Origin of the sequence: Bradyrhizobium sp. CCBAU 11434, assembly GCF_028128895.1 — a bacterium.
GTDB lineage: Bacteria > Pseudomonadota > Alphaproteobacteria > Rhizobiales > Xanthobacteraceae > Bradyrhizobium > Bradyrhizobium zhengyangense.
In genome coordinates this window covers 459,710-486,184 of record NZ_LBJX01000101.1, presented here as the reverse complement: position 1 = coordinate 486,184, position 26,475 = coordinate 459,710, and the positions used below count along the sequence as shown (strand labels likewise).

30 protein-coding genes are annotated in these 26,475 nt (G+C 64.4%); 20 read left to right on the top strand and 10 right to left on the bottom strand.

The features are described 5' to 3' along the window. Positions 1–115: 115 nt before the first annotated feature. The 4 genes from XI06_RS37025 to XI06_RS37010 all read left to right on the top strand — a co-directional run bounded on the left by XI06_RS37025 (position 116) and on the right by XI06_RS37010 (position 2,788). Complete coding sequence (locus XI06_RS37025; protein WP_237866610.1) at positions 116–361, top strand: acyl carrier protein; 246 nt, start codon at positions 116–118, stop codon at positions 359–361. Further along, positions 348–1,730, top strand: a complete 1,383-nt coding sequence (locus tag XI06_RS37020) for a class I adenylate-forming enzyme family protein (protein ID WP_237866611.1) — start codon at positions 348–350, stop codon at positions 1,728–1,730. Before XI06_RS37025 ends, XI06_RS37020 begins: the two co-directional genes overlap by 14 nt. Further along, positions 1,723–2,445, top strand: coding sequence for an SDR family NAD(P)-dependent oxidoreductase (locus tag XI06_RS37015; RefSeq protein ID WP_237866613.1), 723 nt, complete (start codon positions 1,723–1,725; stop codon positions 2,443–2,445). Before XI06_RS37020 ends, XI06_RS37015 begins: the two co-directional genes overlap by 8 nt. Positions 2,446–2,572: 127 nt before the next feature. After that, on the top strand, positions 2,573–2,788 hold the full coding sequence (locus XI06_RS37010; RefSeq protein ID WP_271607563.1) for a hypothetical protein: 216 nt from the start codon (positions 2,573–2,575) through the stop codon (positions 2,786–2,788). A gap of 13 nt (positions 2,789–2,801) precedes the next feature. Here the strand turns inward: XI06_RS37010 and XI06_RS37005 are convergent, their stop codons facing one another. Further along, entirely contained in the window at positions 2,802–3,206 is a 405-nt protein-coding gene (locus XI06_RS37005) for a hypothetical protein (RefSeq protein WP_271607601.1), read from the bottom strand. Between the two features lie 190 nt (positions 3,207–3,396). Between XI06_RS37005 and XI06_RS37000 the strand changes: the two genes are divergently transcribed. Next, on the top strand, positions 3,397–4,551 hold the full coding sequence (locus XI06_RS37000) for a DUF3095 domain-containing protein (protein ID WP_271607562.1): 1,155 nt from the start codon (positions 3,397–3,399) through the stop codon (positions 4,549–4,551). On the opposite strand, the gene XI06_RS36995 is transcribed toward XI06_RS37000, so the two are convergent. Further along, positions 4,548–4,982 (bottom strand): DUF2147 domain-containing protein, encoded by a 435-nt coding sequence (locus XI06_RS36995; protein WP_271607561.1) that lies wholly within the window; start codon positions 4,980–4,982, stop codon positions 4,548–4,550. The two genes, XI06_RS37000 and XI06_RS36995, sit on opposite strands and share 4 nt — an antisense overlap. Before the next feature lie 103 nt (positions 4,983–5,085). Next, on the bottom strand, positions 5,086–5,613 hold the full coding sequence (locus tag XI06_RS36990) for a GNAT family N-acetyltransferase (RefSeq protein ID WP_271607560.1): 528 nt from the start codon (positions 5,611–5,613) through the stop codon (positions 5,086–5,088). A 117-nt stretch (positions 5,614–5,730) separates the two neighbouring features. Between XI06_RS36990 and XI06_RS36985 the strand changes: the two genes are divergently transcribed. Next, positions 5,731–7,179, top strand: a complete 1,449-nt coding sequence (locus XI06_RS36985; protein WP_271607559.1) for a caspase family protein — start codon at positions 5,731–5,733, stop codon at positions 7,177–7,179. 7 nt (positions 7,180–7,186) lie between these two features. Here XI06_RS36985 and XI06_RS36980 read toward each other — a convergent pair whose 3' ends face one another. Further along, positions 7,187–7,693, bottom strand: a complete 507-nt coding sequence (locus XI06_RS36980) for a hypothetical protein (RefSeq protein ID WP_271607558.1) — start codon at positions 7,691–7,693, stop codon at positions 7,187–7,189. Positions 7,694–7,887: 194 nt separating this feature from the next. Here XI06_RS36980 and XI06_RS36975 point away from each other — a divergent pair, with 194 nt between their 5' ends. From XI06_RS36975 to XI06_RS36930, 10 genes are all read left to right on the top strand, one after another. After that, positions 7,888–8,484, top strand: coding sequence for a superoxide dismutase (locus XI06_RS36975; RefSeq protein WP_084808431.1), 597 nt, complete (start codon positions 7,888–7,890; stop codon positions 8,482–8,484). A 224-nt stretch (positions 8,485–8,708) separates the two neighbouring features. Further along, the gene (locus tag XI06_RS36970; RefSeq protein WP_237866622.1) at positions 8,709–8,966 is read left to right on the top strand and encodes a hypothetical protein; all 258 of its coding nucleotides are present in this window, start codon (positions 8,709–8,711) and stop codon (positions 8,964–8,966) included. A gap of 2 nt (positions 8,967–8,968) precedes the next feature. Then, positions 8,969–9,724 (top strand): metal ABC transporter ATP-binding protein, encoded by a 756-nt coding sequence (locus tag XI06_RS36965; RefSeq protein ID WP_237866623.1) that lies wholly within the window; start codon positions 8,969–8,971, stop codon positions 9,722–9,724. 6 nt (positions 9,725–9,730) lie between these two features. Then, positions 9,731–10,600 carry a metal ABC transporter permease gene (locus tag XI06_RS36960; RefSeq protein WP_271607557.1) on the top strand — a complete coding sequence of 290 codons (870 nt, stop codon included), beginning with the start codon at positions 9,731–9,733 and terminating at the stop codon, positions 10,598–10,600. Positions 10,601–10,602: 2 nt separating this feature from the next. Beyond that, on the top strand, positions 10,603–11,466 hold the full coding sequence (locus XI06_RS36955; protein WP_271607556.1) for a metal ABC transporter substrate-binding protein: 864 nt from the start codon (positions 10,603–10,605) through the stop codon (positions 11,464–11,466). Between the two features lie 57 nt (positions 11,467–11,523). After that, positions 11,524–12,576, top strand: a complete 1,053-nt coding sequence (locus XI06_RS36950) for a CobW family GTP-binding protein (protein ID WP_271607555.1) — start codon at positions 11,524–11,526, stop codon at positions 12,574–12,576. Further along, positions 12,576–13,595 (top strand): WD40 repeat domain-containing protein, encoded by a 1,020-nt coding sequence (locus XI06_RS36945; protein WP_237866663.1) that lies wholly within the window; start codon positions 12,576–12,578, stop codon positions 13,593–13,595. The genes XI06_RS36950 and XI06_RS36945 overlap by 1 nt, the downstream gene beginning before the upstream one ends. Positions 13,596–13,717: 122 nt before the next feature. Further along, entirely contained in the window at positions 13,718–14,437 is a 720-nt protein-coding gene (locus tag XI06_RS36940; RefSeq protein WP_237866630.1) for an MgtC/SapB family protein, read from the top strand. Positions 14,438–14,536: 99 nt separating this feature from the next. Further along, positions 14,537–14,875 (top strand): hypothetical protein, encoded by a 339-nt coding sequence (locus tag XI06_RS36935; protein WP_237866665.1) that lies wholly within the window; start codon positions 14,537–14,539, stop codon positions 14,873–14,875. A gap of 114 nt (positions 14,876–14,989) precedes the next feature. Beyond that, a complete protein-coding gene (locus XI06_RS36930) occupies positions 14,990–15,730 on the top strand; it encodes an acetoacetate decarboxylase (RefSeq protein WP_237866632.1) in 741 nt (246 codons plus the stop codon). Between the two features lie 58 nt (positions 15,731–15,788). On the opposite strand, the gene XI06_RS36925 is transcribed toward XI06_RS36930, so the two are convergent. The 5 genes from XI06_RS36925 to XI06_RS36905 form a co-directional block, all read right to left on the bottom strand. Then, positions 15,789–17,396, bottom strand: a complete 1,608-nt coding sequence (locus tag XI06_RS36925; protein ID WP_271607554.1) for a lyase family protein — start codon at positions 17,394–17,396, stop codon at positions 15,789–15,791. A gap of 290 nt (positions 17,397–17,686) precedes the next feature. Then, a complete protein-coding gene (locus XI06_RS36920) occupies positions 17,687–19,129 on the bottom strand; it encodes a homospermidine synthase (protein WP_237866634.1) in 1,443 nt (480 codons plus the stop codon). Between the two features lie 64 nt (positions 19,130–19,193). Continuing rightward, on the bottom strand, positions 19,194–19,583 hold the full coding sequence (locus tag XI06_RS36915; protein ID WP_237866635.1) for a RidA family protein: 390 nt from the start codon (positions 19,581–19,583) through the stop codon (positions 19,194–19,196). Between the two features lie 146 nt (positions 19,584–19,729). Beyond that, complete coding sequence (locus tag XI06_RS36910) at positions 19,730–20,317, bottom strand: GNAT family N-acetyltransferase (RefSeq protein ID WP_271607553.1); 588 nt, start codon at positions 20,315–20,317, stop codon at positions 19,730–19,732. Between the two features lie 129 nt (positions 20,318–20,446). Further along, positions 20,447–21,589: a type III PLP-dependent enzyme gene (locus tag XI06_RS36905; protein WP_074117099.1), complete on the bottom strand. Its 1,143-nt coding sequence runs from the start codon at positions 21,587–21,589 to the stop codon at positions 20,447–20,449. Here XI06_RS36905 and XI06_RS36900 point away from each other — a divergent pair. After that, complete coding sequence (locus XI06_RS36900; RefSeq protein ID WP_237866637.1) at positions 21,576–21,776, top strand: hypothetical protein; 201 nt, start codon at positions 21,576–21,578, stop codon at positions 21,774–21,776. The two genes, XI06_RS36905 and XI06_RS36900, sit on opposite strands and share 14 nt — an antisense overlap. 471 nt (positions 21,777–22,247) lie before the next feature. Here XI06_RS36900 and XI06_RS36895 read toward each other — a convergent pair whose 3' ends face one another. Beyond that, a complete protein-coding gene (locus XI06_RS36895; protein WP_237866640.1) occupies positions 22,248–22,502 on the bottom strand; it encodes a hypothetical protein in 255 nt (84 codons plus the stop codon). Between the two features lie 137 nt (positions 22,503–22,639). Here XI06_RS36895 and XI06_RS36890 point away from each other — a divergent pair, with 137 nt between their 5' ends. Genes XI06_RS36890 through XI06_RS36880 form a run of 3 tightly spaced genes read left to right on the top strand, consistent with a single transcriptional unit; the run spans position 22,640 to position 26,444 of the window. Then, positions 22,640–24,718, top strand: a complete 2,079-nt coding sequence (locus tag XI06_RS36890; RefSeq protein ID WP_271607552.1) for a M3 family metallopeptidase — start codon at positions 22,640–22,642, stop codon at positions 24,716–24,718. Continuing rightward, positions 24,718–25,356 carry a DUF1007 family protein gene (locus XI06_RS36885; RefSeq protein WP_271607600.1) on the top strand — a complete coding sequence of 213 codons (639 nt, stop codon included), beginning with the start codon at positions 24,718–24,720 and terminating at the stop codon, positions 25,354–25,356. The genes XI06_RS36890 and XI06_RS36885 overlap by 1 nt, the downstream gene beginning before the upstream one ends. Next, complete coding sequence (locus tag XI06_RS36880) at positions 25,353–26,444, top strand: nickel/cobalt transporter (protein WP_237866642.1); 1,092 nt, start codon at positions 25,353–25,355, stop codon at positions 26,442–26,444. The genes XI06_RS36885 and XI06_RS36880 overlap by 4 nt, the downstream gene beginning before the upstream one ends. The last annotated feature ends 31 nt before the right edge of the window (positions 26,445–26,475 follow it).

Sequence of the window (26,475 nt, the reverse complement as noted above, 5' to 3'; positions counted from 1 at the left end):
GAATTGTCCAAGAGGCCATTTACTTCTGTCGGGTAAACAGACGGCCATGGGAGGCGGTCATCAAGAGCCGCCGCAAGACATACTATCGATTAACGAAGGAAGAGGCGAGCCAGCCATGTCGGTAAGGTCCAAGGTCATCGAGGCGATCCAGCAGATCGCAAAGGAACAGCAGGTCAAGCTTCCCGCGCTCACGGATGATCTGTCCCTGCACGAGACGGGCTTCGACTCGCTCGCCTTCGCGATCCTGGTCGCTCGTCTCGAGGACGAGACCGGCGTCGATCCCTTTACCATTTCCGAGGACGCTGCGTTCCCCGCCACCGTGGGTGATTTCGTGCGGGCCTACGAAAATGTCCCCGCGTGAGGTCTTTGCGCTCCGCGACCATCTCGGCGCGGAGCTGAAGGGACGTACGCTGTCGGATGCACATGATGTCGTGTCGCTGACCGACGTCCTGTCGCAGACCGTGCTGGGCGGCCGCTTGCGCGAGCTGTCCGGCCGCGCCGTCCTGCTCAAGCTGTCGGACCAGCTCCGCTCGGGCCTTGCCATGATCGAGCTCGACGGCATCGCCCGTCGCATGCTGCTGTGCCCGCCCGACCTCAATCCGGCGCATCTTGACGCGGTGATCGCGGATGCCGGGATCGATGCCGTCGTCTCCGACGAGCCCGATCGCTGGGCCGACGCCGGCGTGTCGCTGGTCGTCACGGCACAATTGCCGCTTCAAGCCACCACGCCCGCGAAGACCGAACGCGCGACCGAGTGGCTGATGCTGACCTCGGGCACCTCAGGCGTGCCGAAGATCGTCGGTCACACGCTGGAAGCGCTCACCGGCGCGATCGTTGCGGAAGGCCCTGCCAAGGGGCCCGCGCCTGTCTGGGCCACGTTCTATGACATCCGCCGCTATGGCGGCTTGCAGATCTTCCTCCGCGCCATCCTTTCCGGCGGCTCGATGGTGCTGTCGGACCCGCATGAAGCGCTCGCCGATCACGTTGCCCGGCTGAACGCGCGCGGGGTCTCCCACATTTCCGGCACGCCCTCGCACTGGCGCAAGCTCCTGATGAGCGGTTCGGCGGCGCAGTTCGCGCCAGGTTACGTTCGCCTCTCCGGCGAAATCGCCGACCAGGCGGTGCTGGACGGCCTGAAGGCGGCATTCCCCAGCTCCTCCGTCGGTCACGCCTATGCCTCGACCGAGGCCGGTGTCGGCTTCGCCGTCAATGACGGGCTCGAAGGTTTCCCGGCCGACTATCTCGGCAACCGCAACGGCGTCGAGATGAAGGTCGTCGATGGCTCCCTGCGCATTCGCTCGACGCGCACGGCGCACGCCTATATCGGCCGCAACGCCGCGGCGCTAACAGATGGCGACGGCTTCGTCGACAGCGGCGATATCGTCGAGTTGCGCGGCGACCGCTATTATTTCGTCGGCCGTCGCGGCGGCATCATCAATATCGGTGGGCTGAAGGTCCATCCGGAAGAGATCGAGGCGGCGATCAACCGGCATCCCGATGTGCGGATGTCGCGGGCCAAGTCTCGCCGCAGCCCGATCACCGGCGGTATCGTCGTCGCCGACGTGATCCTCGCTGAAGGCACCGATCCGGCACGAGCCAAAGAGATCCGAGACCAGATCCTGGATCAGTGTCGCGCGCAGCTTGCCTCGCACAAGGTGCCTGCGGTGATCCGCTTCGTCGAGGCGCTCGACGTCACCCCGGCCGGCAAACTGGCGCGCACCGATGCATAATGTTCTCGTTACCGGCGGCAGCCGCGGCATTGGGCTTGCGATCGGCCGGCGTCTCGTCGGCGCAGGCTACAACGTGATCGCGGCCGCGCGGCGCGAGAGTGACGAGCTCAGATCCGAGATCGCTGCCTCCGAGGGACGACTGCATTTTCGTGCGTGCGATCTGGCGGTGATCGATGCGATCCCGGCCTTCGCAAAGCTCGTGCGCGACGAATTCGGCCCGATCTACGGCCTCGTCAACAATGCCGGCCTTGGCACCGAGGGCCTACTCGCCACCATGCACAATTCGGAGATCGAGGCGCTGGTGCAGCTCAACGTGCTGTCCCCGATCATCCTCACCAAATATGTGGCGCGCCAGATGATGGCCGATGGCGCCGGCCGCATCATCAACATCTCCTCGATCATCGCGACGACAGGCTATAACGGCCTCTCGGTCTATGGTGCCACCAAGGCGGCGGCGACCGGCTTCACCCGCTCGCTCGCGCGTGAGGTCGGCAAGCTCGGCATCACAGTGAACGCGATTGCGCCCGGCTTCATCGATACCGAGCTCACGCACAATCTCTCCGACGAGAGTCGCAAGCGCATCGCTGGCCGCAGTGCGCTGCGCCGCCTGCCAGAAACCGACGACGTCGCGCGCATGGTTGAATATTTGCTCGGCGACGGCGGTCGCAACGTGACCGGCACCGTGTTCACGATCGACGCAGGGAATACGGCCTGAGACGGAACCCGACCGACAAAATGACGTTGATCCGGCACAATGACAACGAGCCGGATTTGGTCGTAAGATACCGCGTCATCGATTGGGTTATGTCAATCGAACTGCCCTAAACGAAAGGGAGCAGTCCATGGCAACGCCAAACGTCAACGTTGCGATTGAGGGCCGGGCATCCGCGGAGCGGTCGCCCGCGAAACTGGGCGATGCGCGCTGCCCGCCGATGTCGCATCAAAATTCCGGTAGCCACGGCTACGAGATGTATCCGCAGCAATTCGTGCGCCTGATCGGCTGTCATGACGCGCCGTCGCCGAGCTTGCGCAAGCGCCAGGATGAGAAACTGCACTAGCGCGCGTCCGCGCTTACGTCTCGGGTTTCGGAAGGTCAATCCGTGCGTGCGAGAATTCCGGCGGCCCTTCGGTCAGCCGGCGAATACGGCGTTCGCGCTCGTCCGCGGGCAAGGCGGGATCGAGCAGTCCTTCGATCTCGTGCACGGCGATCTCTTCGATCTTGGCGGCGTCGGATGCGACCGTGATGTGTGGTGACGTCGGCGCTGCCGGAGCGACCTTGAGACCCAGCTCGACCAGTTTGCAGATCGCAGCTGCGCGCGACAATTGCCGGGTCTCAGCCCAGGCGTCCACGGCCGCAGTCAGCCCCTCCGGCATCTTGACGGCACTGATGATGTCGAGGCCGGTACGCCGACGTACCGGACGGTCGGAATCCTTGTTGTCGTAGTCAGACACCCCTGATGGTCCCGTGTGACACATAGACAACCCGAGCGTAAGCATGATCTCCGGTCGGCTGTTTGATGCTGATCAATGACGGGATGCGGCATTGCGGCGCGGCGCGACCTTGTCGTCCGGCGCCATTTCGGCCAAAGATCGCCCTCGGGGTGAACCCCGATCGATCCTGCCACGTATCTCGTTCGGACGCGTCCCAACCATCCGGCTTCATCCGATGATCCCAGGCGAATCCTTTTACGGCAGCATCCCCGTCTTCCGTGGCTTCACCAGCCTGATGGATCCTGCGCTGTACCTGCCGCTGCCTGACGACTGGTGCATCGGCGTCGCCGACATCGTCGATTCCACCAAGGCCATCGCGGCGCAGCGCTACAAGGCGGTCAACATGGCCGGGGCCGCCGTCATCGCGGCGGTGACGAATGCGCTGGAGGGCCGCGAATTTCCCTTCGTGTTCGGCGGCGACGGCGCGAGTTTTGCCGTTGCGCCCGATGATCTCGAACTGGCGCGCGAAGCGCTGGCCGCGACCGCGACCTGGGTACGGGAAGACCTCGATCTGAAGATGCGCGTCGCGCTGGTGCCCGTCAGTGCCATCCGCGCCAAGGGCCTCGACGTGCGCGTTGCGCGTTTCGGCCCGTCGGCCAATTTGTCCTATGCCATGTTCTCCGGCGGCGGCCTCGCCTGGGCTGACGCGGCGATGAAGCGTGGGGAGTTCGCGGTGACCGAGGCGCCTCCCGGCACGCAGCCTGATCTCTCTGGCCTGTCCTGCCGCTTCGAGGTGATGCCCGCCTCGCGCGGGCTGATCCTGTCGGTGCTGGTGATGCCGGCTGCTGGCGCCGACCCGCTCGCGTTCCGCAAGGTGATCGAGGACATCATTCATCTCGTCGAGCGCAGCCCGGATGCAGGCCGTCCCGTGCCGCCGCAGGGGCCGCCGCTGAATTGGCCGCCGCAGGGGCTGGACTACGAGGCGCGGGCAATCCGCGGAGGGTCGTTGTTCAGACGCCGCGCCGGCCTGCTCGCCTTTACGTTTTTCGCCTATATCCTGATGCGCTTCGACATCAAGGCCGGGGGCTTCCTGCCAAAGGTCTACAAGCGCCAGGTGGTCGAGAATTCCGACTTCCGCAAATATGACGATGGCCTGCGCATGATCCTTGACTGCACGGTAGAGCTCGAGCGGGCGTTGAGCGATCGTCTCGCGGCGGCTGCACGCGACGGTGTCGTGCGCTACGGCCTCTATCAGCAGGACGCCGCAATGATGACTTGCTTCACGCCTTCGACGCTGCGCAGCGATCACGTGCACTTCATCGACGGCGCGCGCGGCGGCTACGCCTCGGCGGCGACGGCGCTGAAGGCGATGGCGGCGGCCGCAACCTAACGCCCCACGCGGCTCCAGGTCTCGCCGCCGCAGAGCGCGCCGACGCAGCCTTCGACCCGCAGACTTTCAGCTGATGTCACCGTGACGCTGCTCGCATAGGTGTTGCCGTCGTCGGCATTGTAAATCTGGCCCGACCATCTGTTCGGTCCTGCGGGCTGCATGCCGGAGAACAGCGGCAGTCCGATCATTGACCGCTTGGCAAGCGCTGGATTGGGATTCTTGCTGTCAGTCGCGGGCTGGCCGGTCGCGGTGTCCATGGGCTCGCGCAGCCAGACGATGTGGCCGCAGATGCCGCCGCCGCATTTGCTGATTTTGACGCGGGCATCGCCCGCCTGGGTGAGCCAGGTCCCATTCGCCTCGGCGCTCTGGGCGGTCGTCGCGCCCGACAGGGCAGCCAGAAGGACGGTGAGAACGGCAAATCTGCGGAACATGGGGGAGGGACCTCGGAATGGAGGCGTCTCAATAGCAGCAAACTAGGATCGTGCAACGCCTGATGGAATCACATTCCCGCGCTCATTTGCCACGGCGAATCTCTCACCAGGGCAGGCCGCACAGGTCGATGGTGCCGAGCGTCGGCGCGCGCACGATGTTGAAGACATAGGGCGCCATGTAGTCGAAGCGGATTCGCCCCTCCGGCTGCTCGCAATAGACCTCGCCCTTGAAGGGCAGCCAGCTGCGGGCCTGGTAGAACGCGACATTGTGCGGCTCGCAGAACAGCAGTGCAAAGCGAACCGCCTCGTTGGCGCGCATGGTATGCACCGCTGCGTCGATCGCCATGGTCGCATAGCCTCTGTTACGGCGATCCTCGCGCGTGCAGACGCCGCCGATCCCGCCGACATGCACCTTCTGTCCATTCCAGGTGACGGTGCGGAAGTAGATGCCGACATGACAGACGAGGCCGTCCTCGGGCGTCTCGATCAGTACGCGCAAATCGGCATTGGCCCATTTGACGTGCCCCCAGGGCTGCTTCTCGACGATATGAGGTCCCCAGACGGCTTGATGTAGCGGCTTTGCGATTGGCCACGAGGCGTCGCCGTTCAAAATGTCGATTTCGATGCTCATGACGATGTTGGATTTGTTGCAGGGCGGCAGAAGGTTGGTGATTTCTATCACAGACGGCGCTCGGTTGCCGGGATAGAGTTGAATGATATGCTCGCCCGTTGGAACGCGGGAGTTTCGATGCGCCGGCTGGTCGCCTCTCTGCTCACGGTCTTGCTGGTTGGCTGCGCTAGCGGCCCCGCAATGGCTGACAAGCGCGTGGCTTTCGTGGTCGGCAACTCCAACTACCAGAATGTCGTGGCGCTTGCCAATCCGGCCAATGATGCCAGTGCCATTGCCGACTTGTTCAGGAAGGCTGCTTTCGATGTCGTGGAGAGCCGCCGCGACCTGAAGAACACGGATATGCGGCGCGCGCTGCGCGACTTCACCGAGAAGGCGCGCGATGCCGACATCGCCGTGATTTACTATGCTGGTCATGGCATGGAGGTCGACGGGACCAACTACCTGATTCCTGTCGATGCCGTCCTGGAGCGCGACACCGACGCCTATGACGAGGCGATTGCGCTCGATCGGATCCTGCAGGCCATCGAGCCGGCCAAGCAATTGCGCCTCGTCATCCTCGATGCCTGCAGGGACAATCCCTTCGTCAAGAGCATGAAGCGGACGGTGGCGTCGCGTTCGCTTGGCCGGGGTCTTGCCGGCGTCGAGCCGTCGCGGCCGAATACCCTCGTCGCCTTCGCTGCAAAGGGCGGATCGACCGCCATGGATGGCGATACCAAAAACAGTCCCTTCACGACCGCGCTGCTGAAATATCTGGGAACGCCGGGCCTCGAGCTCGGCAAGGCGTTCAGGCTGGTTCGCGATGATGTGATGAATGCGACCGCCAACAGGCAGGAGCCGTTCGTCTATGGCTCGCTCGGCGGCAACGATGTCGTGCTGGTGCCGGCCGCGGCGCCCGCCTCGGCCGCCAACGCGGACACCCGCGCCGATTACGAGCTGGCCGAGCGCGTCGGCACGCGGGAGGCGTGGAACTCCTTCATCGCAGCGCATCCGAATGGCTTTTACGCCGATCTCGCCAAGGCCCAGCGCAACAAGCTGGAGCAGGGCAAGCCGCCGGCGCCGGTGGCGGAAGCCGAGGCAAAACCGGCGCCCCCGGCGGCAGAGCCGGTCAAGCCCGCCGAGATGGTGGTCGCCTCGCGCGCCCCGGCCGATACGAAGTCGCAGCCCTCATTGCCGCCGGACCTTCCGCGTCTGCTCCAGACTGAGCTGAAGCGGGTCGGCTGCAAGACAGGCGAGGTCGGCGGCGACTGGGACGCGGCCGCGCGGCGGGCGCTCGCCGCGTTCAACGACAATGCCGGCACCAAATTCGACATCAAGCTCGCAAGTCTCGATGCGCTGGACAGCGTCCGCGCCAGGACGGGGCGTGTGTGCCCGCTCGAATGCGACCGCGGCTTCCGCGCGGCAGGGGAGGCTTGCGTCAAGATCGTTTGCGACGACGGCTATGTGCTGGGTCCGAAGAACACCTGCGAGAAACGCCCCGAACGCAAGGCGACGTCGGCCCCGCGGCGCGCCACGGGAGGCGGCGGCCGCCACTGCTTCGTTTATGGCGGCAACTCTTTCTGCGAATAGAGGCCGCTCAATACGGCGTGCACTCGCTGCGCACGATCCGTGGTCTTGAGCAGAGCGCGGTCCCGATATTGCCCTGGAAGGCGTATTGCCGCTGGCCCGGCTTCAGCTTGTTCTCGATCTTGAGCGAGCAGGCGTTACCGATCACGGTCATGTAGACGATGATGTAGTTGTTCGGATATTCGCGCACGGCTTTGAGGGTGTGCCGGCCCGCTACGCGCAGCGAGGCGGAGCCACCGACGGCTTCCGTCGGCTTGGCGCCGAGCTTTGCCGTGTACTGCATATGGCCCTCGACATTGGATTGCATGTCGAGCGTCGCGGTGCGGTCGGTCGAGAGCGTGCCGGTGCCCTCGGCATGGACAGGAAAATCCTTCACGGAAGGCTGCTGGCAATCGGCCAGGGCGTCGAACGAGAATTTGGCGCGCACGGTGACGCCGGCGGCATCGCTTTCCGGAGAGGTCAGCAAGAAGATGGCGGCAAGCGTGCTGAAAATGCAGGCGGACTTGAGCTTGGACATTTCAACCACCCCCAAGTTAAACATTTCATTCGCAATAATAATTTGGGGATTAAATTCCATCCGCGGGCGGGACGCAAATGGGCCATGCCGTCACATCACGCCTTTTCGCAAATTGGCGGTATTTAACGGCGCAGGAACCTTCTATAAGGGGTGACCGTTAGAACACGTTCCCCACCAGTTGCGGACAAGAACCCATGACATTCACGCTGCCCCCACTCCCTTACGCCTATGACGCCCTCGGCCAGTTCATGTCGAAGGAGACGCTGGAATTCCACCACGACAAGCATCATCAGGCCTACGTCACCAACGGCAACAACGCGCTCAAGGGCACCGAATGGGAAGGCAAGTCCCTTGAGGAGATCGTCAAGGGCTCGTTCGGCAAGAACCCCGCGGTGTTCAACAATGCCGGCCAGCACTACAACCACATCCACTTCTGGAGCTGGATGAAGCCCAATGGCGGCGGCACCAAGCTGCCGGGCAAGCTCGAGAAGAAGATCAACGAGGACCTCGGCGGCTTCGAGAAGTTCAAGACCGACTTCCAGGCGGCCGGCGTCGGACAGTTCGGCTCGGGCTGGTGCTGGCTCCAGGTCAAGAACGGCAAGCTTGAAATCTCCAAGACCCCGAACGGCGAGAATCCGCTGGTGCACGGCGCCACCCCGATCCTCGGCTGCGACGTCTGGGAGCACTCCTACTACATCGACTATCGCAACCGCCGTCCGGATTATCTCAAGGCATTCGTCGAGAACCTCGTGAACTGGGAATACGTCGAGTCCCTGTTCGAGAAGGCCTGAGATCTCACCTCGTCATTCCGGGGCGGCGCGTCAGCGCCGAGCCCGGAATCCATCGGGCGCCAGTCTGCGTGGACAAATGGATTCCGGGCTCGCGCTTCGCGCGCCCCGGAATGACAAAAAGGCGGTCGTTCGCGCGGCCGCCTTTTTGCTGCGCGGAATTGCCCCGCGCGGCGCCCCTGAGTCGGTCGTGGACATCTGTAATGTTATAATATAACATCGAGCGCATGGTTCCCGCCGCGTCCCACACCCACCGCCACGATCACGCCCATGGTCATTCTGGCCGCTCCTATGGCCATTCCCACGACCATGGGCATTCGCACGGGCACGACCACACCCACGCCCATGTCCACGACGCCGCCTCGCCGCATCCGGCCCAGGATGCGCCCTGGTCGATCCTGCGCATGACCATGGCCGGCCGTCTGTCGGCCGCCATTGCCGTTTGCGCGGTGCTCTGGGGCATCGTTTGGCTGGCGATGAGGTGACCATGGCCCAGCTCGCGTTCCGCAACGTCACGCTTGGCTATGATCGCCATCCGGCCGTGCACCATCTCAATGGCGAGGTCGCATCGGGCGCGCTGGTCGCCGTGATCGGCCCCAACGGCGCCGGCAAGTCGACGCTGCTGCGCGGCATCGTCGGCATCCTCAAGCCGCTCGACGGCAGTATCCATCTCGGCGGGTTGGACGCCCGCGACATCGCCTATCTGCCGCAGAGCGCAGACATCGACCGCACCTTCCCGATCTCGGTGTTCGATTTCGTCGGCACCGGGCTGTGGCGCGGGACGGGCCTGTTCGGCGGCATCGGCAAGGCCGCACGCGAAAAGATTCTTCGCGCGATGGCGTCCGTGGGCCTCAATGGTTTCGAGAACCGTCCCATCGGCACGCTCTCCGGCGGGCAGATGCAGCGCGTGCTGTTCGCGCGCGTGCTGCTCCAGGACGCGCGCTTGATCGTGCTCGACGAGCCCTTCAATGCCATCGACAGCAAGACGACGGCCGATCTGCTTGCGCTGGTGAAGCACTGGCATCACGAGGGCCGCACCGTGCTCGCCGCCCTCCACGATATGGAGATGGTGCGCACCCATTTCAGCGAGACCCTGGTGCTGGCGCGCGGCCCCGTGGCCTGGGGGCCGACGGCGGAGGTGCTGACGCCCGAGAATTTGATGATCGCGATGCGGATGTGCGAGGCCTTCGACGATAGCGCCACGGCTTGCGCGGCTGACGATGTCAGCTCACGGGCGGCGTGATCGCAGATGGTCCATGACGCGCTGATCGGTCCGTTCACCGAATTCGAGTTCATGCGGCGGGCGCTCGCCGCCGTCATCGCCCTGTCGCTGGCGGGCGCGCCGATCGGCGTGTTCCTGATGCTGCGGCGGATGAGCCTCGTCGGCGATGCCATGGCGCATGCGATCCTGCCCGGCGCCGCGGTCGGCTTCCTGCTCTCCGGCCTCAATCTGTTCGCGATGACGGCCGGCGGCCTGATCGCGGGCTTTGCCGTCGCGATCCTTGCCGGCGTGGTGGCGCGCTCGACCGGGCTGAAGGAGGACGCTTCGCTCGCGACCTTCTATCTGGCCTCGCTGGCGCTTGGAGTCACCATCGTCTCGATCAAGGGCACCAATATCGACCTGCTTCATGTCTTGTTTGGCAACATCCTGGCGATGGACGACCAGACGCTGCTGGTGGTCGCCTTCAACGCCACGGTGACGTTGCTGGTGCTTGCTGTGATCTACCGCCCGCTGGTGATCGAGAGTGTCGATCCATTATTTTTGCGCACAGTCAGCCGGGCCGGCGGCCCCGCGCATCTCGCCTTCCTCGCGCTCGTTGTGATCAACCTCGTCAACGGCTTTCAGGCGCTCGGCACCTTGCTCGCGGTCGGCCTGATGATCCTGCCGGCCGGCATCGCACGGTTCTGGTCGCGCGATCTCACCGTCATGATCTGCATCGCGGTCGTCGCGGCCGTGGTCTCAGGCTATGCCGGCCTCGTGCTGTCATTCCAGACCCGCGTACCCTCGGGCCCTGCGATCATTCTGGTGGCAACGGTGTTCTACATCGTCTCCGTCCTGTTCGGCCGCGTCGGCGGCGTCGTCAGGCAGATGTTTCCCGGCCGGCATCTGGAGGCGTGACGATGCGCGTCCTTCTCGTCTTGGCCTCGCTGCTGATCGCCTCGCCGCTGCAAGCGGCCGAGCGGATCAATGTCGTCGCGAGCTTCTCGATCCTGGCGGATTTCGTCCACACGATCGGCGGCGACAAGGTCAATCTGACGACGCTGGTTGGCCCCGACAGCGATGTGCATGTCTACACCCCGGCGCCCGGCGATGCGAAGCGCGTGGCGGAGGCGAAGCTCGTCATCGTCAACGGGCTCGGGCTGGAAGGATGGCTGCCGCGCCTCGTGCAGTCGGCGGGAAGCAAGGCGCAGGTCGTCACCGCAAGCGCTGGCATCGCCCCCTTGAAGCTGGGCTCGGCCGCCGATCCGCATGCCTGGCAGTCCGTACCCAATGCCAAGATCTACGTGGCCGACATCACCGACGCGCTGGCCGCCGCCGACCCTGATAATGCGGATTTCTTCCGCGCCCAGGCCAAGGCCTATCTGGAAAAACTCGAAGCGCTCGACCGCGAGGTCCGCGACGCCGTGGCCAATATCCCGCCCGAGCGGCGCAAGGTGATCTCGACCCATGATGCCTTCGGCTATTTCGCCGCCGAATACGGCATCCAGTTCATTGCGCCCCTGGGGGTCTCCACCGAGACCGAGCCCAGCGCGCGGGACATCGCCGCCATCATCGGCCAGATCAAGGCCCAAAAAATCCCTGCCGTTTTCCTGGAGAATATCAGTGATGACCGCCTGATCCGGCGGATCGCGGCCGAGACCGGCGCCAAGGTTGGCGGGACCCTGATTTCGGACGGTTTGACCGGCGAAAAGGGGCTTGCACCCACTTACATTGACATGGTCAGGCACAATATAAAGGCCCTGACCAGCGCGCTTGACCATTAGGGCAGGGGGCTACCCCGCCGCCTCGCGTCGCGCGGAAAAGCCCGATCCGGAGTTGTTATGTCTGAAGCGACCGCCCAGAAAATTCCCGTGACTGTCCTGACCGGCTATCTCGGTGCCGGCAAGACCACGCTGCTCAACCGCATCCTGTCGGAGAACCACGGCAAGAAATACGCCGTCATCGTCAACGAGTTTGGCGAGATCGGCATCGACAACGACCTCATCATCGGCGCCGATGAGGAAGTGTTCGAGATGAACAATGGCTGCATCTGCTGCACCGTGCGCGGCGACCTCGTCCGCATCATGGACGGGTTGATGAAGCGCAAGGGCAAGTTCGACGCCATCATCGTCGAGACCACCGGTCTTGCCGATCCGGCGCCTGTGGCCCAGACCTTCTTCGTCGATGAGGACGTGCAGAAGAATGCCCGCCTCGATGCGGTCGTTACGGTCGCGGATGCCAAATGGCTGTCCGACCGGCTCAAGGACGCGCCCGAGGCCAAGAACCAGATCGCCTTTGCCGACGTCATCGTGCTGAACAAGACCGATCTCGTCACCAAGGCGGAGCTCGCCGAAGTCGAGGCCCGTATCCGCGCCATCAACCCCTATGCGAAGCTGCATCGCACCGAGCGCTGCTCGGTGGCGCTCGCCGACGTGCTCGACCGCGGCGCGTTCGACCTCGACCGCATCCTCGACATCGAGCCCTCCTTTTTGGAGGCCGATGATCACGACCACGACCATGATCATCACCACCATCATGGCCACGATCATGATCACCACCATGATCATGGCCACGGCCTGAAGCACTATCACGACGAGGACATGCAGTCGCTTTCGCTCAAGACCGACAAGCCGCTCGATCCGAACTTGTTCATGCCCTGGCTCCAGAACCTGGTGCAGGTCGAGGGCGGCAAGATCCTGCGCTCCAAGGGCATCCTCGCCTTCCACGACGACGACGACCGCTACGTCTTCCAGGGCGTCCACATGATGCTGGAGGGCAACCACCAGCGGAAATGGAAGGACGGCGAGAAACGCGAAAGCCGCCTCGTCTTCATCGGCCGCGAATTGCCTGAGAAGGCCATTCGCGAAGGTTTCGAGAGCTGCATCGTCTCGTGATGAAAGAGTTTACGCCGGCCCCCGATTCCGCCTCGATCGTCTCCGTCACCGACCGCGTCAAGCCTGTTGCGCTCGGCATGGGGGTGACCTCCGTGCATTTCCTCGGCCCCCGCGCCGCCTTCGTCGGCGGCGAGGAGAACGTGGCGTTCGTCGACGACAAGGGCGAGGTCACCACAGTTGCCGTACACAGCGGCGGCATTCTTTCGACCGCCTCCGACGGCAAGCGCCTCATCATGGGCGGCGACGACGGCAAGGTCGTCTCGCTCGACGCCAAGGGCGAGGTGACGCTGCTTGCCACCGATCCGAAGCGGCGCTGGATCGATGCGGTCGCGCTGCATCCCGACGGCGCCTACGCCTGGTCGGCCGGCAAGACGGCGACCGTCAAGAGCGGCAAGAGTGAAGAGAAGTCGCTCGACGTTCCCTCGACCGTCGGCGGTCTCGCCTTCGCGCCGAAGGGGCTGCGGCTCGCGATCGCGCATTACAACGGAGCGACGTTGTGGTTTCCGAACATGGAGGGCTCGGCCGAATTCCTGCCCTGGGCCGGCTCCCATCTCGGCGTCACCTTCAGCCCTGACAACAAGTTCCTGGTCACCTCGATGCACGAGGCGGCCCTGCATGGCTGGCGGCTCGCCGACAACAGGCACATGCGCATGACCGGCTATCCCGGCCGAGTCCGTTCGATGTCCTGGAGCGCCGGAGGCAAGGGCCTGGCGACCTCGGGCGCCGACACCGTGATCATCTGGCCGTTCGCCAGCAAGGACGGCCCGATGGGCAAGGAGCCCGCGATGCTCGCGCCGTTGCAGGCGCGCGTCGCGGCGGTGGCCTGCCATCCGAAGAACGACATCCTGGCCTGCGGCTACAGCGACGGCACCGTGCTGATGGTACGGATGGAGGACGGCGCCGAGATCCTGGTCCGCCGCAACGGCACGCCGCCGGTGGCCGGGCTCGCCTGGAATGCCAAGGGCACGCTGCTGGCCTTCGCCGACGAAAATGGGGATGGCGGGCTTCTCGAGCTTTAAACTGTCATCCTTCAGGCCGTAGGGTGGGGCAAAGGCGCCCTTGCGCCATGCCCACGATCTTTTTCCTTTGATGAGAGCCGCGGGCGCGCTTCGCTTTGCCCACCCTATCGCAGCTGACATTCATGCGCTTTCTGACGACCTTCCAGCTTGCCGACTTCGCCGACACGCTGATCAGCCTGTTCACGGCCTTCGTGCTCGGCACGCTGATCGGTGCCGAGCGGCAATATCGCCAGCGCACCGCCGGCCTGCGCACCAACGTGCTGGTTGCCGTTGGTGCTGCGGCCTTCGTCGATCTCGCCATGCATCTGGACGGCGCCGACGGCGCGGTGCGCGTGATCGCCTATGTCGTCTCCGGCATCGGCTTCCTGGGGGCCGGTGTCATCATGAAGCAGGGCATGGACGTGCGCGGCCTCAACACCGCGGCGACGTTGTGGGCCTCGGCCGCCGTCGGCTCCTGCGCCGGTGCCGACATGGTTGCGCAGGCCGCGGCGCTCACTGTGTTCGTCATTGCCGGCAACACGATGCTGCGCCCGCTGGTCAATGCCATCAACCGCATTCCGCTGAATGAAAAAGCGCTGGAAGCGACCTATTACTTCAAGCTCGCGGTCACGACCGACGCCTTGCCCGACATGCGCGATCGTCTCATCGACAAGCTCGAGGCCGCCAAATATCCGGTGGCCGATGTCGATGTGGTCGAGATCGGAGATGACGACCTTTTGGAGATCGTCGCCAAGCTGGTAGCGAGCGCGGTCGATCCGAACGAGCTGAACGCGGTGGCGACCGATCTCCAGCACCTGCCCGGCGTCCGCCACGCCACCTGGGAAGTCAGCACCACGGAATAAACGCGGCCTTTTGGCGCGGAACAGCGGCTCCCGATTTGCCGGGTTCGGAACCGCAGCCGTTGAAATTCGTTGATCCCGTGGACAAAGGCGGTGATCGACATGACCGGCCAGAACAACAAGCGAAACCTGAAGCTCGATCTCACCATTGCCTGCTCACTGTTCGCAGCGGGGGTCGTGGTGTCCGTGGTGTCGCTGGCCCAGATCCGCGCGGAGAGCCGGACGGAGCTGGCGCAGGCAACCCAGCCGCTTCAGGGCACACCGTCCGATGATCAAACCAAGACGCCCGCGGAGGCCAAGCCCGGCGGCGACCGGCCGACCACGCCGGCACCCGAGCCGGCGCGCCCCGACCCGCAGACGCAGGGTGCCGCGGGTGCAGCCAAGCCGGCATTGCCGCCGGCCCCGGCCGAGAAAATCGCGCCGCCGCTTGAAAAGAAATAGCTGCGGCTGCCGCGCATCCTGACGCGTATGTGACGACTATTGCCGATTTAACGATCTCGCCTCGGCGCCCGGCTCGCTCCATAATCTGTCAAACCAACGACAGATGGGGCCCCCATGAAGATCGAGGACGTTCGCCGTAACGCTTATTCGATGCCGCTCACCAACCCGTCATTCCCGCCGGGGCCATATCGCTTTTTCAACCGCGAATATTTCATCATCACCTACAGGACCGATCCCGAAGCCCTTGCCGCCATCGTGCCCGAGCCGCTCGAGGTGGCAGAGCCGGTGGTGAAATATGAATTCATCCGCATGCCCGACTCGACCGGGTTCGGCGATTACACCGAGACCGGCCAGGTGATCCCGGTCCGCTTCAAGGGCGAGCTCGGCGCCTACACCCACGCGATGTATCTCGACGACGAAGGCCCGATCGCCGGCGGCCGCGAGTTGTGGGGCTTTCCGAAGAAGCTGGCGCGGCCGAAGATCGAGGTCGAGAGCGACGTGCTGGTCGGCTCGCTGCATTATGGTTCGGTGCTCTGTGCCTCCGCGACCATGGGCTACAAGCACCGCAAGGTCGACCTTGACGCGGTGCTGCAGCCGATGAAGGCACCGAACTTCATCCTGAAGATCATCCCGCATGTCGACGGTAGCCCGCGGATCTGCGAGCTGGTGCGCTTCCATCTCGAGGACATCACGCTGAAGGAAGCCTGGACCGGCCCCGCCGCGCTCGGCCTGTTTCCTCACGCGCTCTGCGATGTCGCCCGATTGCCGGTGCGTGAGGTGGTCTCGGCGCTGCACTTCAAGGCTGACCTGACGCTCGGGCTCGGCAGCGTTGCGTTCGACTACATGGCCAAGTAATTTGGCGAAGTGATTTGAGTGGGCGGGGCGCGGCATGACGCGCCCCGGTCCGCGGTTGTTAGTGCGCCGCGTCGTTCGGCAAAAGCGCCGCAAACGCCTGATCGAGCGCGGCATCGGCCTTTGCGAGCTTGTCGCGCTGGGCGGCAAGCCAGAGCTTGTCGGCATCGAGGCGTTGCTGGGCCACCTTGAGCATGCGTGCAGTCTCCTCCGGCTGCGGCCCGCCGACGCCCTTGGTGTGCGCCACGATCCATTCCGGGGACATCACCTCCCTGAATTCGGCCTCGCTCATCGGGAAGGGCCTCGCCGGCATGTTGAATTTGGCAAGCGTCTTGTCGAAGAGGTCGGTCACTTGGCTGAAGGGTATGGTCTTGGGCGTGAGATCCAGCGGCCGCGCGTAGCTGACCATTTGTGATGCAAAGCCGTGTCCGACACGGAACGGGATCTGGTGTGCCTGCAACAGCAGCTCGGCGAGGTTCATGGTCGAGGTCCAGTCGCTCTCCAGCTCTTCCCTGGCGCGCGCCTTGTTGACCACGATCGCATCGAACACCCGGTTGGTGGCAGTGACCATGTTGACGGCACGCGGGAACAGTCCGATGTCCTCGGACTCGGACTTGTAATCGACCATGCCCGACACGACGTTGTGAGCGCGGATCGACACCGCCGCCGACAGCCCCACTACATCTGAAGCGGCGATCCTCGCCTGCATGATCAAACCCGGATTGCGCTTTTGCGGCATCGAGCTGCTGGTGTAGGTCGAGCCCTCCTGCAGCAACAGCCACGGTCGCACCTCGGCGTATTGCGTGTGCAGGTCCTGCATCATCGCGCCGATGCGGATGGCGGCCGAATTGGCGATCGCGGTGGCCTCGAGCTGGTTGTCGAATGGAATCACCTGATTGGCATCCATGGAATTCTCGACGATGCCGTCAAAACCGAGCAGCTGGGCGAGGCGCGCGCGGTTCAGCGGCCAGATCGAGTCGGACATGACGCCGACACCCATCGGGCTGAGGTTGAGCCGGCGATAGGCCTCGCTGACGCGCTGCTGGTCGCGCTCGAATGATTCCTCATAGGCCAGCAGGTAATGACCATAGGTGATCGGCACCGCCTGCACGCCGTTGGTGTAGCCGGGCATCAGCGCATCGAGATTGTCGGCCGCCTTGGCGAGCATCTTGGCGCGCAAGCCGAGCAGCGCCTCGGCGAAATCCAGCGTCTGGTTGCGCAGCTTGGCAGCGCGAAAGGTCGCGTACATGTCCTGACGGCTGCGCCCGGCGTGGATGACGGAGGCCTCCTCGCCGACCTTGTCGGTCATGATCTTTTCGATTTGAAGGACGTCGCTCGGGCGCTTGCCACCGGGCTCACGCGCCTGGCGGATCGTGTAGTCCACGCCCCCGGCGATCAGCTGGCCGGTGTCTTTCGGGAAGATTCCTTCCTCCACCAGCATCACGGTGGAGGCCTTGTTGATCTTGTTGAGCCAGTAGAACTGGTCCTCTGCGGCGTCCGATTTGCTGGTCGAGGGCTGCGCGTCCCTGGGGGCGTTGGCGCCGATCTTGGCGGCGTTCTCGTTGCATTCCTGCGTGGTCTTGCAGGGCAATTGACCGGTGTCCGCGGCTAACGCGTGGGACGCGATCAGGAAGCTGACGCCTCCCGCGATGCAGGCGATAAGTTTCATGCGGACCTCCCGGTTGCCGTGCGACCGGGCGGTTGGTTAGCACCCGGGCCGACGGAAGGCTATTAGCCTCCCGTTCATCGGAGCTCGAACCGGTGCGCCCGTCGGCGCACCAGAAGATTCCTAAACTGCCAGGGATCGCTGGTGTCGATGTCGGATTTCACACGATGCCATAATGCCACTGTTTTGCCCGACGCCGCAAGTAGGTTTCGAAAAAACAGAATAGCGTCATGCCGGCCGATGCCGGCTACTGTGCATGGGGTTGTTTTCGCTGTTTGTGTCAGCGAGCTCGCTCAGCGCACCAGGATGTTCTTGAACTGCCAGGGATCGCTGGTGTCGATGTCCTCAGGGAACAGGCCCGGACGGTCCGTCAGCGGCGTCCAATCGGTGTAGAAGCCTTTCACCGGGCCGAGATACGGCAGCTGGATTTCCAGCAGGCGATCGAAATCCATCTCGTCGGCTTCGACGATGCCTTCCCTGGGGTTCTCCAGCGCCCACACCATGCCGCCGAGGACGGCGGAGGTCACCTGCAGGGCGGTGGCGTTCTGATAGGGGGCGAGCGCGCGGGTCTCTTCGATCGAGAGCTGCGAGCCAAACCAGTAGGCATTGTTGTCGTGGCCGAACAAGAGCACGCCGAGCTCGTCGATGCCGTCGACGATTTCGTCCTCTTCGAGGATGTGGTGCTTCTCCTGCATCTTGCCGGCGCGGCCGAACAATTCATGCAGCGACAGCACTGCGTCGTCAGCCGGATGATAGGCGTAGTGGCAGGTCGGCCGGTAGATCGCCTTGCCCGATGCGTCGCGCACCGTGAAGTAATCGGAGATCGAGATCGACTCGTTGTGGGTGACGAGGAAGCCGTACTGCGCGCCGCGCGTCGGGCACCAGGTGCGCACGCGCGTGTTGGCGCCGGGCTGCATCAGATAGATGGCCGCGCCGCAGCCGGCTTCATGGGAATGCGCATTTTCTGGCATCCATTTCTCATGGGTTCCCCAGCCGAGCTCGGACGGCTGCATGCCTTCCGACAGGAAACCTTCCACCGACCAGGTATTGACGAAGACGTCGGGCTCTTTCGGCTTCTTCGCGCGCTGGGTGTCGCGCTCGGCGATATGGATGCCCTTGATGCCGGCCTGCCGCATCAGGTCGGCCCATTCGGCCTTGGTCTTCGGCTTCGGCGCATTGAGCTTCAGATCGGCGGCGACGTTGAGAAGCGCCTGCTTGACGAAGAAGGAGACCATGCCGGGATTGGCGCCGCAGCAGGAGACGGCCGTGGTTGAGCCCGCCGGGCGCGCCCGCTTGGCAGCCAGCGTCGCCTCGCGCAGCGCGTAGTTGGAGCGCGCCTCCGGCCCCTTCGAGGAATCGAAATAGAAGCCGAGCCAGGGCTCGTTGACGGTGTCGATATAGAGCGCGCCGATCTCGTTGCAGAGCTCCATGATGTCGGTCGAGCCGGTGTCGACAGAGAGATTGACGCAAAAGCCCTGGCCGCCGCCTTCGGTGAGCAGCGGGGTCAGCAATTCGCGATAATTGTCCTTGGTGACGGCCTTCTGGATGAAGCGCACATTATGCTTCTCGCAATGCGCCTTGCGGCCCTCATCCTTGGGATCGATCACGGTGACGCGCGACTTGTCGTAATCGAGGTGCCGCTCGATCATCGGCAAGGTGCCTTTGCCGATGGAGCCGAAGCCGACCATGACGATCGGACCGGTGATCTTCGCGTAGATCTGCGAGGGGGCGCTCATGGGATGCTTCTCCGGAACGTGCTGGCGGACAATTGGTGGGTGGATTTAAGCGCTGCGGCGCTTGTCAGATGCTGCGGCGCTTGGCGGTGACTTCGATCTCGACCTTCATCTCGGGCTTGGCGAGCGCGCTGACGACCAGCAAGGTCGCCGCCGGCCTGATGTCGCCGAGAACCTCGCCGCAGACGGCGAAGTGGGCGTCGATGGTGCTGGCGTCGGTGACGTAATAGGTCGCACGGACGATATCGGCCATCTCGAAACCGCCCTCCTTCAGGGCCGCTTCGATGGTCTTGAAGCAGTTGCGTGACTGGCTCGTGACATCCGAGGGCATCGTCATCGTCGTGTAGTCATAGCCGGTGGTTCCCGCGACGAAGGCGAAGTCGCCGTCGATCACGGCGCGGCTGTAGCCGACGCTCTTCTCGAGGGGGGAGCCGGTGGAAATCAGGCGACGGGGCATGGGTTCGGCCTCGATTGAAAGGGGGATTTCGTGGGGTTTAAAGGGCGTTTCCAGGGCTCACGCAACCCCAAAGGAAAGGCCTGGTGCAGGCGCGGCCGGGCGCTGCCGCTGAATGCGGCTTCGGTCGTCACCATGAAGGCTATCCCTTACGCCGCGTGCGCCTGGAGGGGACGAACCACCCTCCGTTTGGCCAAGGACGCCCCAGTCGGGACGATCATCCCCTCGGCGCCGTCAAGTGCGCCGTCGGTGAATTCGATCGCCAGCAGGCGGTCGCGCTCGAACGGGCCGGGCAGCACCAGCGCGCCGGTCTTCTCGGCCGAGAAGCCGAAGCGGGCGTAGTAGGGCGCATCGCCGAGCAGGATCACGGCGTCATGCCCGCGCGCCCGGGCGGCGGCCAGCGCTTGTTGCATCAGCGCGGCGCCGATCCCGAGTTCGCGGCAGGCAGGGTCCACTGCCAGTGGTCCGAGGACCAGAGCGGGCCTGCCTCCGGCGCTGACGTGCCACAACCGCACGGTTCCCACGAGTGTCCCCTCACGCACGGCCGACAGGGCAAGCCCTGCGGCTGGTGTACGTCCGTCGCGCAGGCGCTGGCAGGTGCGGTCATGGCGGTTCTCGCCAAAGCAGGCATCCAGCAGCGTTTCACGCATCGCGACGTCGACGGCACGCTCGTTGCGGATCGCGAACGGAGCGGCTTTCGAGGTGAGGGCGACTTGTGGCTTCCGAAAAGCAGTCATGGCGCGTCAGTCCCCGCTTGAACCGGCGTGCGTGCAGCACGCCCGTCCAAGGCGTCGTCAGATTGAAATGTCGGATGAGGAGCCGGCAAGCCGGCTCCCGGGTTCGTCAGGCCTCGGACAGAGAGGCGCTTAGATGTGGTAGGTCTTCAGCGGCGGGATGCCGTTGAACGCCACCGCCGAATAGGTCGACGTATAGGCCCCGGTGCCTTCGATCAGCAGCTTGTCGCCGATCTCGAGCGTGACGGGGAGCGGATACGGGTTCTTCTCGTACAGCACGTCGGCGCTGTCGCAGGTGGGACCTGCGAGCACGCACGGGGTCATGTCCGCGCCGTCATGCGGCGTGCGGATGGCGTAGCGGATCGACTCGTCCATGGTCTCGGCGAGACCGCCGAACTTGCCGATGTCCAGGTACACCCAGCGCACCTCGTCCTCGTCGCTCTTCTTGGAGATGAGCACGACCTCGGATTCGATGATGCCGGCGTTGCCCACCATGCCGCGGCCCGGCTCGATGATGGTCTCCGGAATCTGGTTGCCGAAGTGCTTGCGCAGGGCGCGGAAGATCGAGCGACCGTAGGTGACGACCGGCGGCACGTCCTTCAGGTACTTGGTCGGGAAGCCGCCGCCCATGTTGACCATGGTCAGGTTGATGCCGCGCTCGGCGCAGTCGCGGAACACTTGCGAGGCCATCGCCAGCGCCCGATCCCACGCCTTCACCTTGCGTTGCTGCGAGCCGACATGGAAGGAGATGCCGCACGGCTCCAGGCCCAGGCGCTTGGCGACGTCGAGCACCTCGACCGCCATTTCCGGGTCGCAGCCGAACTTGCGCGACAACGGCCATTCGGCACCGGCGCAGTCATAGAGGATGCGGCAGAACACCTTGGCGCCGGGAGCGGCGCGGGCGACCTTCTCGACTTCGGCGACGCAGTCCACCGCGAAAAGGCGGATGCCGAGCGCGAAGGCGCGCGCGATGTCGCGCTCCTTCTTGATCGTGTTGCCGAAAGAGATGCGGTCGGGGGTCGCACCGGCGGCCAGCGCCATCTCGATCTCGGCGACGGTCGCGGTGTCGAAGCAGGAGCCCATGGAGGCCAGCAAGGCCAGCACTTCCGGCGCCGGGTTCGCCTTGACGGCGTAGAACACGCGGCTGTCGGGCAGCGCCTTGGCGAAGCTCTGGTAATTGTCGCGCACGACCTCGAGGTCGACGACGAGGCACGGCTCGGTGTCGAGACCTTCCTTGCGGCGGTTGCGCAGGAATTCCTGGATGCGTTCGGTCATCGCACTCTCCAACGGTCCCAGCGACGGGATCCGCATCAACGTGACGTCGGATAAGAGTGCTTCGGCCACATCGCGCGATGGAGGCGCGCTGAAGCCAAAAGACTCAAACCAGACTGTGCTGCCGTGGATTGGTTGGGAGAGTTTCCCGCCCGCTCACCTGGCAATGAAGGACAAGCCTTTTCAGTAGCCCGCGCCGGCGGTGGAATGCCGGTAGAGACCAAAAAAGCCCGATCCGTCGTTGCTTTAAGTCGCGTCCCCCGTTGAGAGCGGGGTGCGCCGGTTCGCCTCCGGCTGCCAGTCACGGTTGCAAAGAGCGAAGTCACCTTCGACAAGGCATCTCTTTGAGAGAGATGCTGGACGCTTCGGAGTCTGCTTCAACCTTCCGGCTTCTGCACTTCCGAAGAGCCCCTCGGCTTCTTCACCCCTTGGCGGCTGTCCGGCCTCTTGTCCGGATACCTACCGACTGACACACGACCACAGGCACGTGCGAAATTGGGCAAAAACGCACATAAGGGTTTTGACTCGGCTTCGCAAGAATTTTTTTAGGCTGAGAACAGAATTGCCTAACATCTGCTTGCGCAGTGTTGCGCGAGCGACGCGGAAGATGAACGCGCGTTAAGTTTTCTGTGTCGTGCGTGACTCTGTCGCGCGAGGCGCCTCAGCGGCGCTTGAAGAACGGCTCGACGCGCTGAGCTGCGCGGACGAACGCCGTCATGACCAGCACGCCGAGTGCGAACAGCACGGCCTGAAGGATGTGCGCGCCCTGGTCACCGAGGCCAGCCAGAATCGCGAGCGCCCAGCCGCCGGCAAACGCCGCGCCGAACACCTCGGCGCCGATCAGGATGGCGGCGCTGATGACGGTGATGACGCTCGGCCAGACGATCTGACGGGAAGACGAAGAGGGCGCGTTCATGGGCGTTTACGGTCCGGTGTTTCGAGGGCCGCAATCTCCCCGAAAAGGCGGGCGGGAGCAAGGCCAAATGGCCCAAAAAAGCCCCATCGCGTGCTATAGCTGGCCCCAACAAATTGCCTCAAAAAACGAGACTTGCGATGTCAGACCCCCGCCAAACTACGGACTCCGAGACCAATCCGCTGCTGAAGGCCTGGGTGACGCCGTTTGCGACCCCGCCCTTCAACGAGATCGTGCCGGAGCATTTCCTGCCGGCCTTCGAGCAGGCCTTCGCCGATCACTCCGCCGAGATCGCGGCGATCACCAATGATCCGGCTGCGCCCGACTTCGCCAACACCATCACGGCGCTGGAGCGCTCCGGCAAGCTGCTGAACAAGGTCGCCTCCGTCTTCTACGACCTGGTCTCGGCGCATTCCAACCCGGCCATCCTCGACATCGACAAGGAGGTCTCCTTGCGGATGGCGCGGCACTGGAATCCGATCATGATGAATGCCGTGCTGTTTGGCCGCATCGCCCAGCTGCACGAGAACCGCGCCAGTCTCGGCCTCAATCCGGAGCAGCTCCGCCTGCTGGAGCGCACCTACACCCGCTTCCACCGTTCCGGCGCCGGCCTGTCCGACGAGGCCAAGACGCGGATGGCCGAGATCAACGAGAAGCTGGCTCAGCTCGCGACCGGCTTCAGCCATCACCTGCTCGGCGACGAGCAGGACTGGTTCATGGAGCTCGGTGAGGCCGACCGCCAGGGCCTGCCGGAGAGCTTTGTCGCCGGCGCCAAGGCTGCGGCAGAAGATCGCGGCATGGCAGGCAAGGCCATCGTCACGCTGTCGCGCTCGTCGGTCGAATCGTTCCTGAAGAGCTCAGGCCGCCGCGACCTGCGCGAGAAGGTCTACAAGGCCTTCATCGCGCGCGGCGACAACGGCAATTCCAACGACAACAACGCGACCATCGGCGAGATCCTGAAGCTGCGCGAGGAGACCGCCAAGCTCCTGGGCTACCCGACCTTCGCCGCCTACCGGCTCGAGGATTCCATGGCCAAGACGCCGGACGCGGTGCGCGGCCTCTTGGAGCGGGTCTGGAAGCCGGCCCGGGCGCGAGCGCTCGCCGATCGCGACGAGATGCAGGCGCTGATCACGGAAGAGGGCGGCAATTTCAAGCTCGCACCCTGGGACTGGCGTTTCTATGCCGAGAAGCTCCGCCTCCAGCGCGCCAACTTCGACGACGCCGCGATCAAGCCCTATCTGACGCTCGATCACATGATCGCGGCCGCCTTCGACTGCGCCACGCGCCTGTTCGGCGTCACCTTCGAGGAGCGCAAGGATGTGCCGGTCTGGCACCCCGACGTGCGGGTCTGGGAGGTCAAGGGCCCCGACGGCAAGCACAAGGCGCTGTTCTACGGCGACTACTTCGCCCGGCCGTCCAAGCGCTCCGGCGCCTGGATGACCTCGCTGCGCGACCAGCAGAAGCTCGATGGCGAGATCGCGCCGCTCGTCATCAATGTCTGCAATTTTGCCAAGGGCGCCGGAGCTGAGCCCTCGCTGCTGTCGCCGGACGATGCCCGCACCCTGTTCCACGAGTTCGGCCACGGCCTCCACGGCATGCTCTCCAACGTGACCTATCCATCGCTGTCGGGCACCTCTGTGTTCACCGACTTTGTCGAGCTGCCGTCGCAGCTCTACGAGCACTGGCAGGAGCGGCCCGAGGTGCTGCAGCAGTTCGCCCGCCACTACCAGACCGGTGAGCCGCTGCCGGACGACCTGCTCAAGCGCTTCCTCGCCGCGCGAAAATTCAACCAGGGCTTTGCCACGGTCGAGTTCGTTTCCTCGGCGCTGGTCGATCTCGAGTTCCACTCCCAGCCGGCCGCCGCCGCACAGGACGTCGGTGCCTTCGAGAAACGCGAGCTGGAGAAGATCGGCATGCCCGAGGAAATCTCGATGCGGCACCGGCCGACGCAGTTCGGCCACATCTTCACGGGCGACCACTACGCCGCCGGCTATTACAGCTACATGTGGTCGGAGGTGATGGACGCCGATGCCTTCGGCGCGTTCGAGGAAGCCGGCAACATCTTCGATCCCGACGTCGCCAAGCGCCTGCACGACGACATCTATTCGAGCGGTGGATCGGTCGACCCGGAAGCGGCCTATGAGGCCTTCCGCGGTCGTCCGCCCGAGCCCGACGCGCTGCTCCGCCGCCGCGGCCTGCTCGGCGACAAGGCGGCCTGATCGGCATGCGCGCCATTTTGGGATGGCTGTTCGCCGCCGGCCTGCTGCTTGTAGCGGGTCCGGCGATCGCGCATCCGCATGTCTGGATCACCGCTTCAAGCGAATTGCTCTACGCAGAGGACGGCAGCATCACCGGCGTGCGCCACGCCTGGACCTTTGACGACATGTTCTCGGCCTATGCGGTGCAGGGGCTCGAGGCCAAGAAGAAGGGCGCCTATACCCGCGAGGAGCTCGGGCCGCTGGCGCAGACCAATGTCGAGTCGCTGAAGGAATATGCCTACTTCACCTTCGCGAAGGCCGACGGCAAGAAGGAGCGTTTTGGCGAGCCGGTCGACTATTTCCTCGACTACAAGGACACGGTGCTGACCCTGCACTTTACACTGCCGCTGAAGACCCCGCTCAAGCCCAAGCAGCTGGTGTTGGAAGTGTTCGACCGCTCGTTCTTCATCGACTTCCAGATGGCCAAGGATAATCCCGTCAAGCTGGTCGGCGCGCCATCAGGCTGCCAGATGAAGCTCGATCGTCCGAGCGACGGCACCGCGACCGCGCAGAAGCTCAACGAGCAGACCTTCATGGACGGCCCGAATGCCAATTTCGGCATGATGTTCGCCAACAAGATCACGGTGGATTGCCCTTGAAGCCGCATCTCTCGCCGCTTGGGCGCGGGTTCCTCACCTGCGCCGCCATTCTCCTCGCCGCCAGCCTGGCGGATGCGGCGCTTCACCATGTCTTGGCACAAAATCCGTTCGGCGCGCCGAAGCAGGCACCAGCGGCCGAGCCGGAGGCCAGCGGCCTCATCGGCTGGCTGTTGGCAAAGCAGTCCGAATTCTATCGCCAGATGTCGTCGACCATCCGCGCTGCCAAATCCGACGGCTCGGCCGTGTGGACGCTGCTCTTCATCTCCTTTGCCTACGGGATCTTCCATGCGGCCGGCCCCGGCCACGGCAAGGCGGTGATCGCCTCCTATCTCGTCGCCAACCGCGAGACCGCGCGGCGTGGCATCACGCTGTCGTTGGCCTCGGCGCTGATGCAGTCCTTGGTGGCGATCCTGATCGTCGGCATCTCGGCCTGGATCCTGAATGCGACCGCCAGGACCATGTGCAAGGCGGAAGGGGCCATCGAGATCGCAAGCTACGCCCTGATCGCGTTGTTCGGCCTGCGCCTGACCTGGACCAAGGGCCGCACCTTCATCCGCGCGCTCCAGGTGACGCAGCCCGTGCCTGCCATAGCGGGCGTGCCGCATGACCATCATGATCACGGCCATCACCATCATGATGCGCACGATCATCATGACCACGACCACCATGATCATCACGGGCATGATCATGTCCATGACGAGCATTGCGGCCATTCCCATGGACCCACCCCGAGCGAGCTGGCCGGCCCCGGCGGCTGGCGGCGCGGCTTTGCCGCGATCCTGACCGTCGGCATCCGCCCCTGTTCGGGTGCCATCCTGGTGCTGGTATTCGCGCTCGCCCAGGGCCTGTTCTGGGCCGGCATTGCCGCAACCTTCCTGATGGGGCTGGGCACCGCGATCACGGTCGCGACCATCGCCCTGGTCGCAGTCTCGGCCAAGGACATCGCCGGCCGCCTCAGCGCGGGCCGCGACGGCGGCGGCGCGCTGTTCATGCGCGGCATCGAATTCGGCGCCGCGGCCCTGGTGCTGCTGTTCGGAGCGGGGCTGTTGTTCGGCTACATCGCGGCCGAACGGACGACGTGTTTTTGAGTGCTCTTCCCCTCTCCCACAAGGGGAGAAG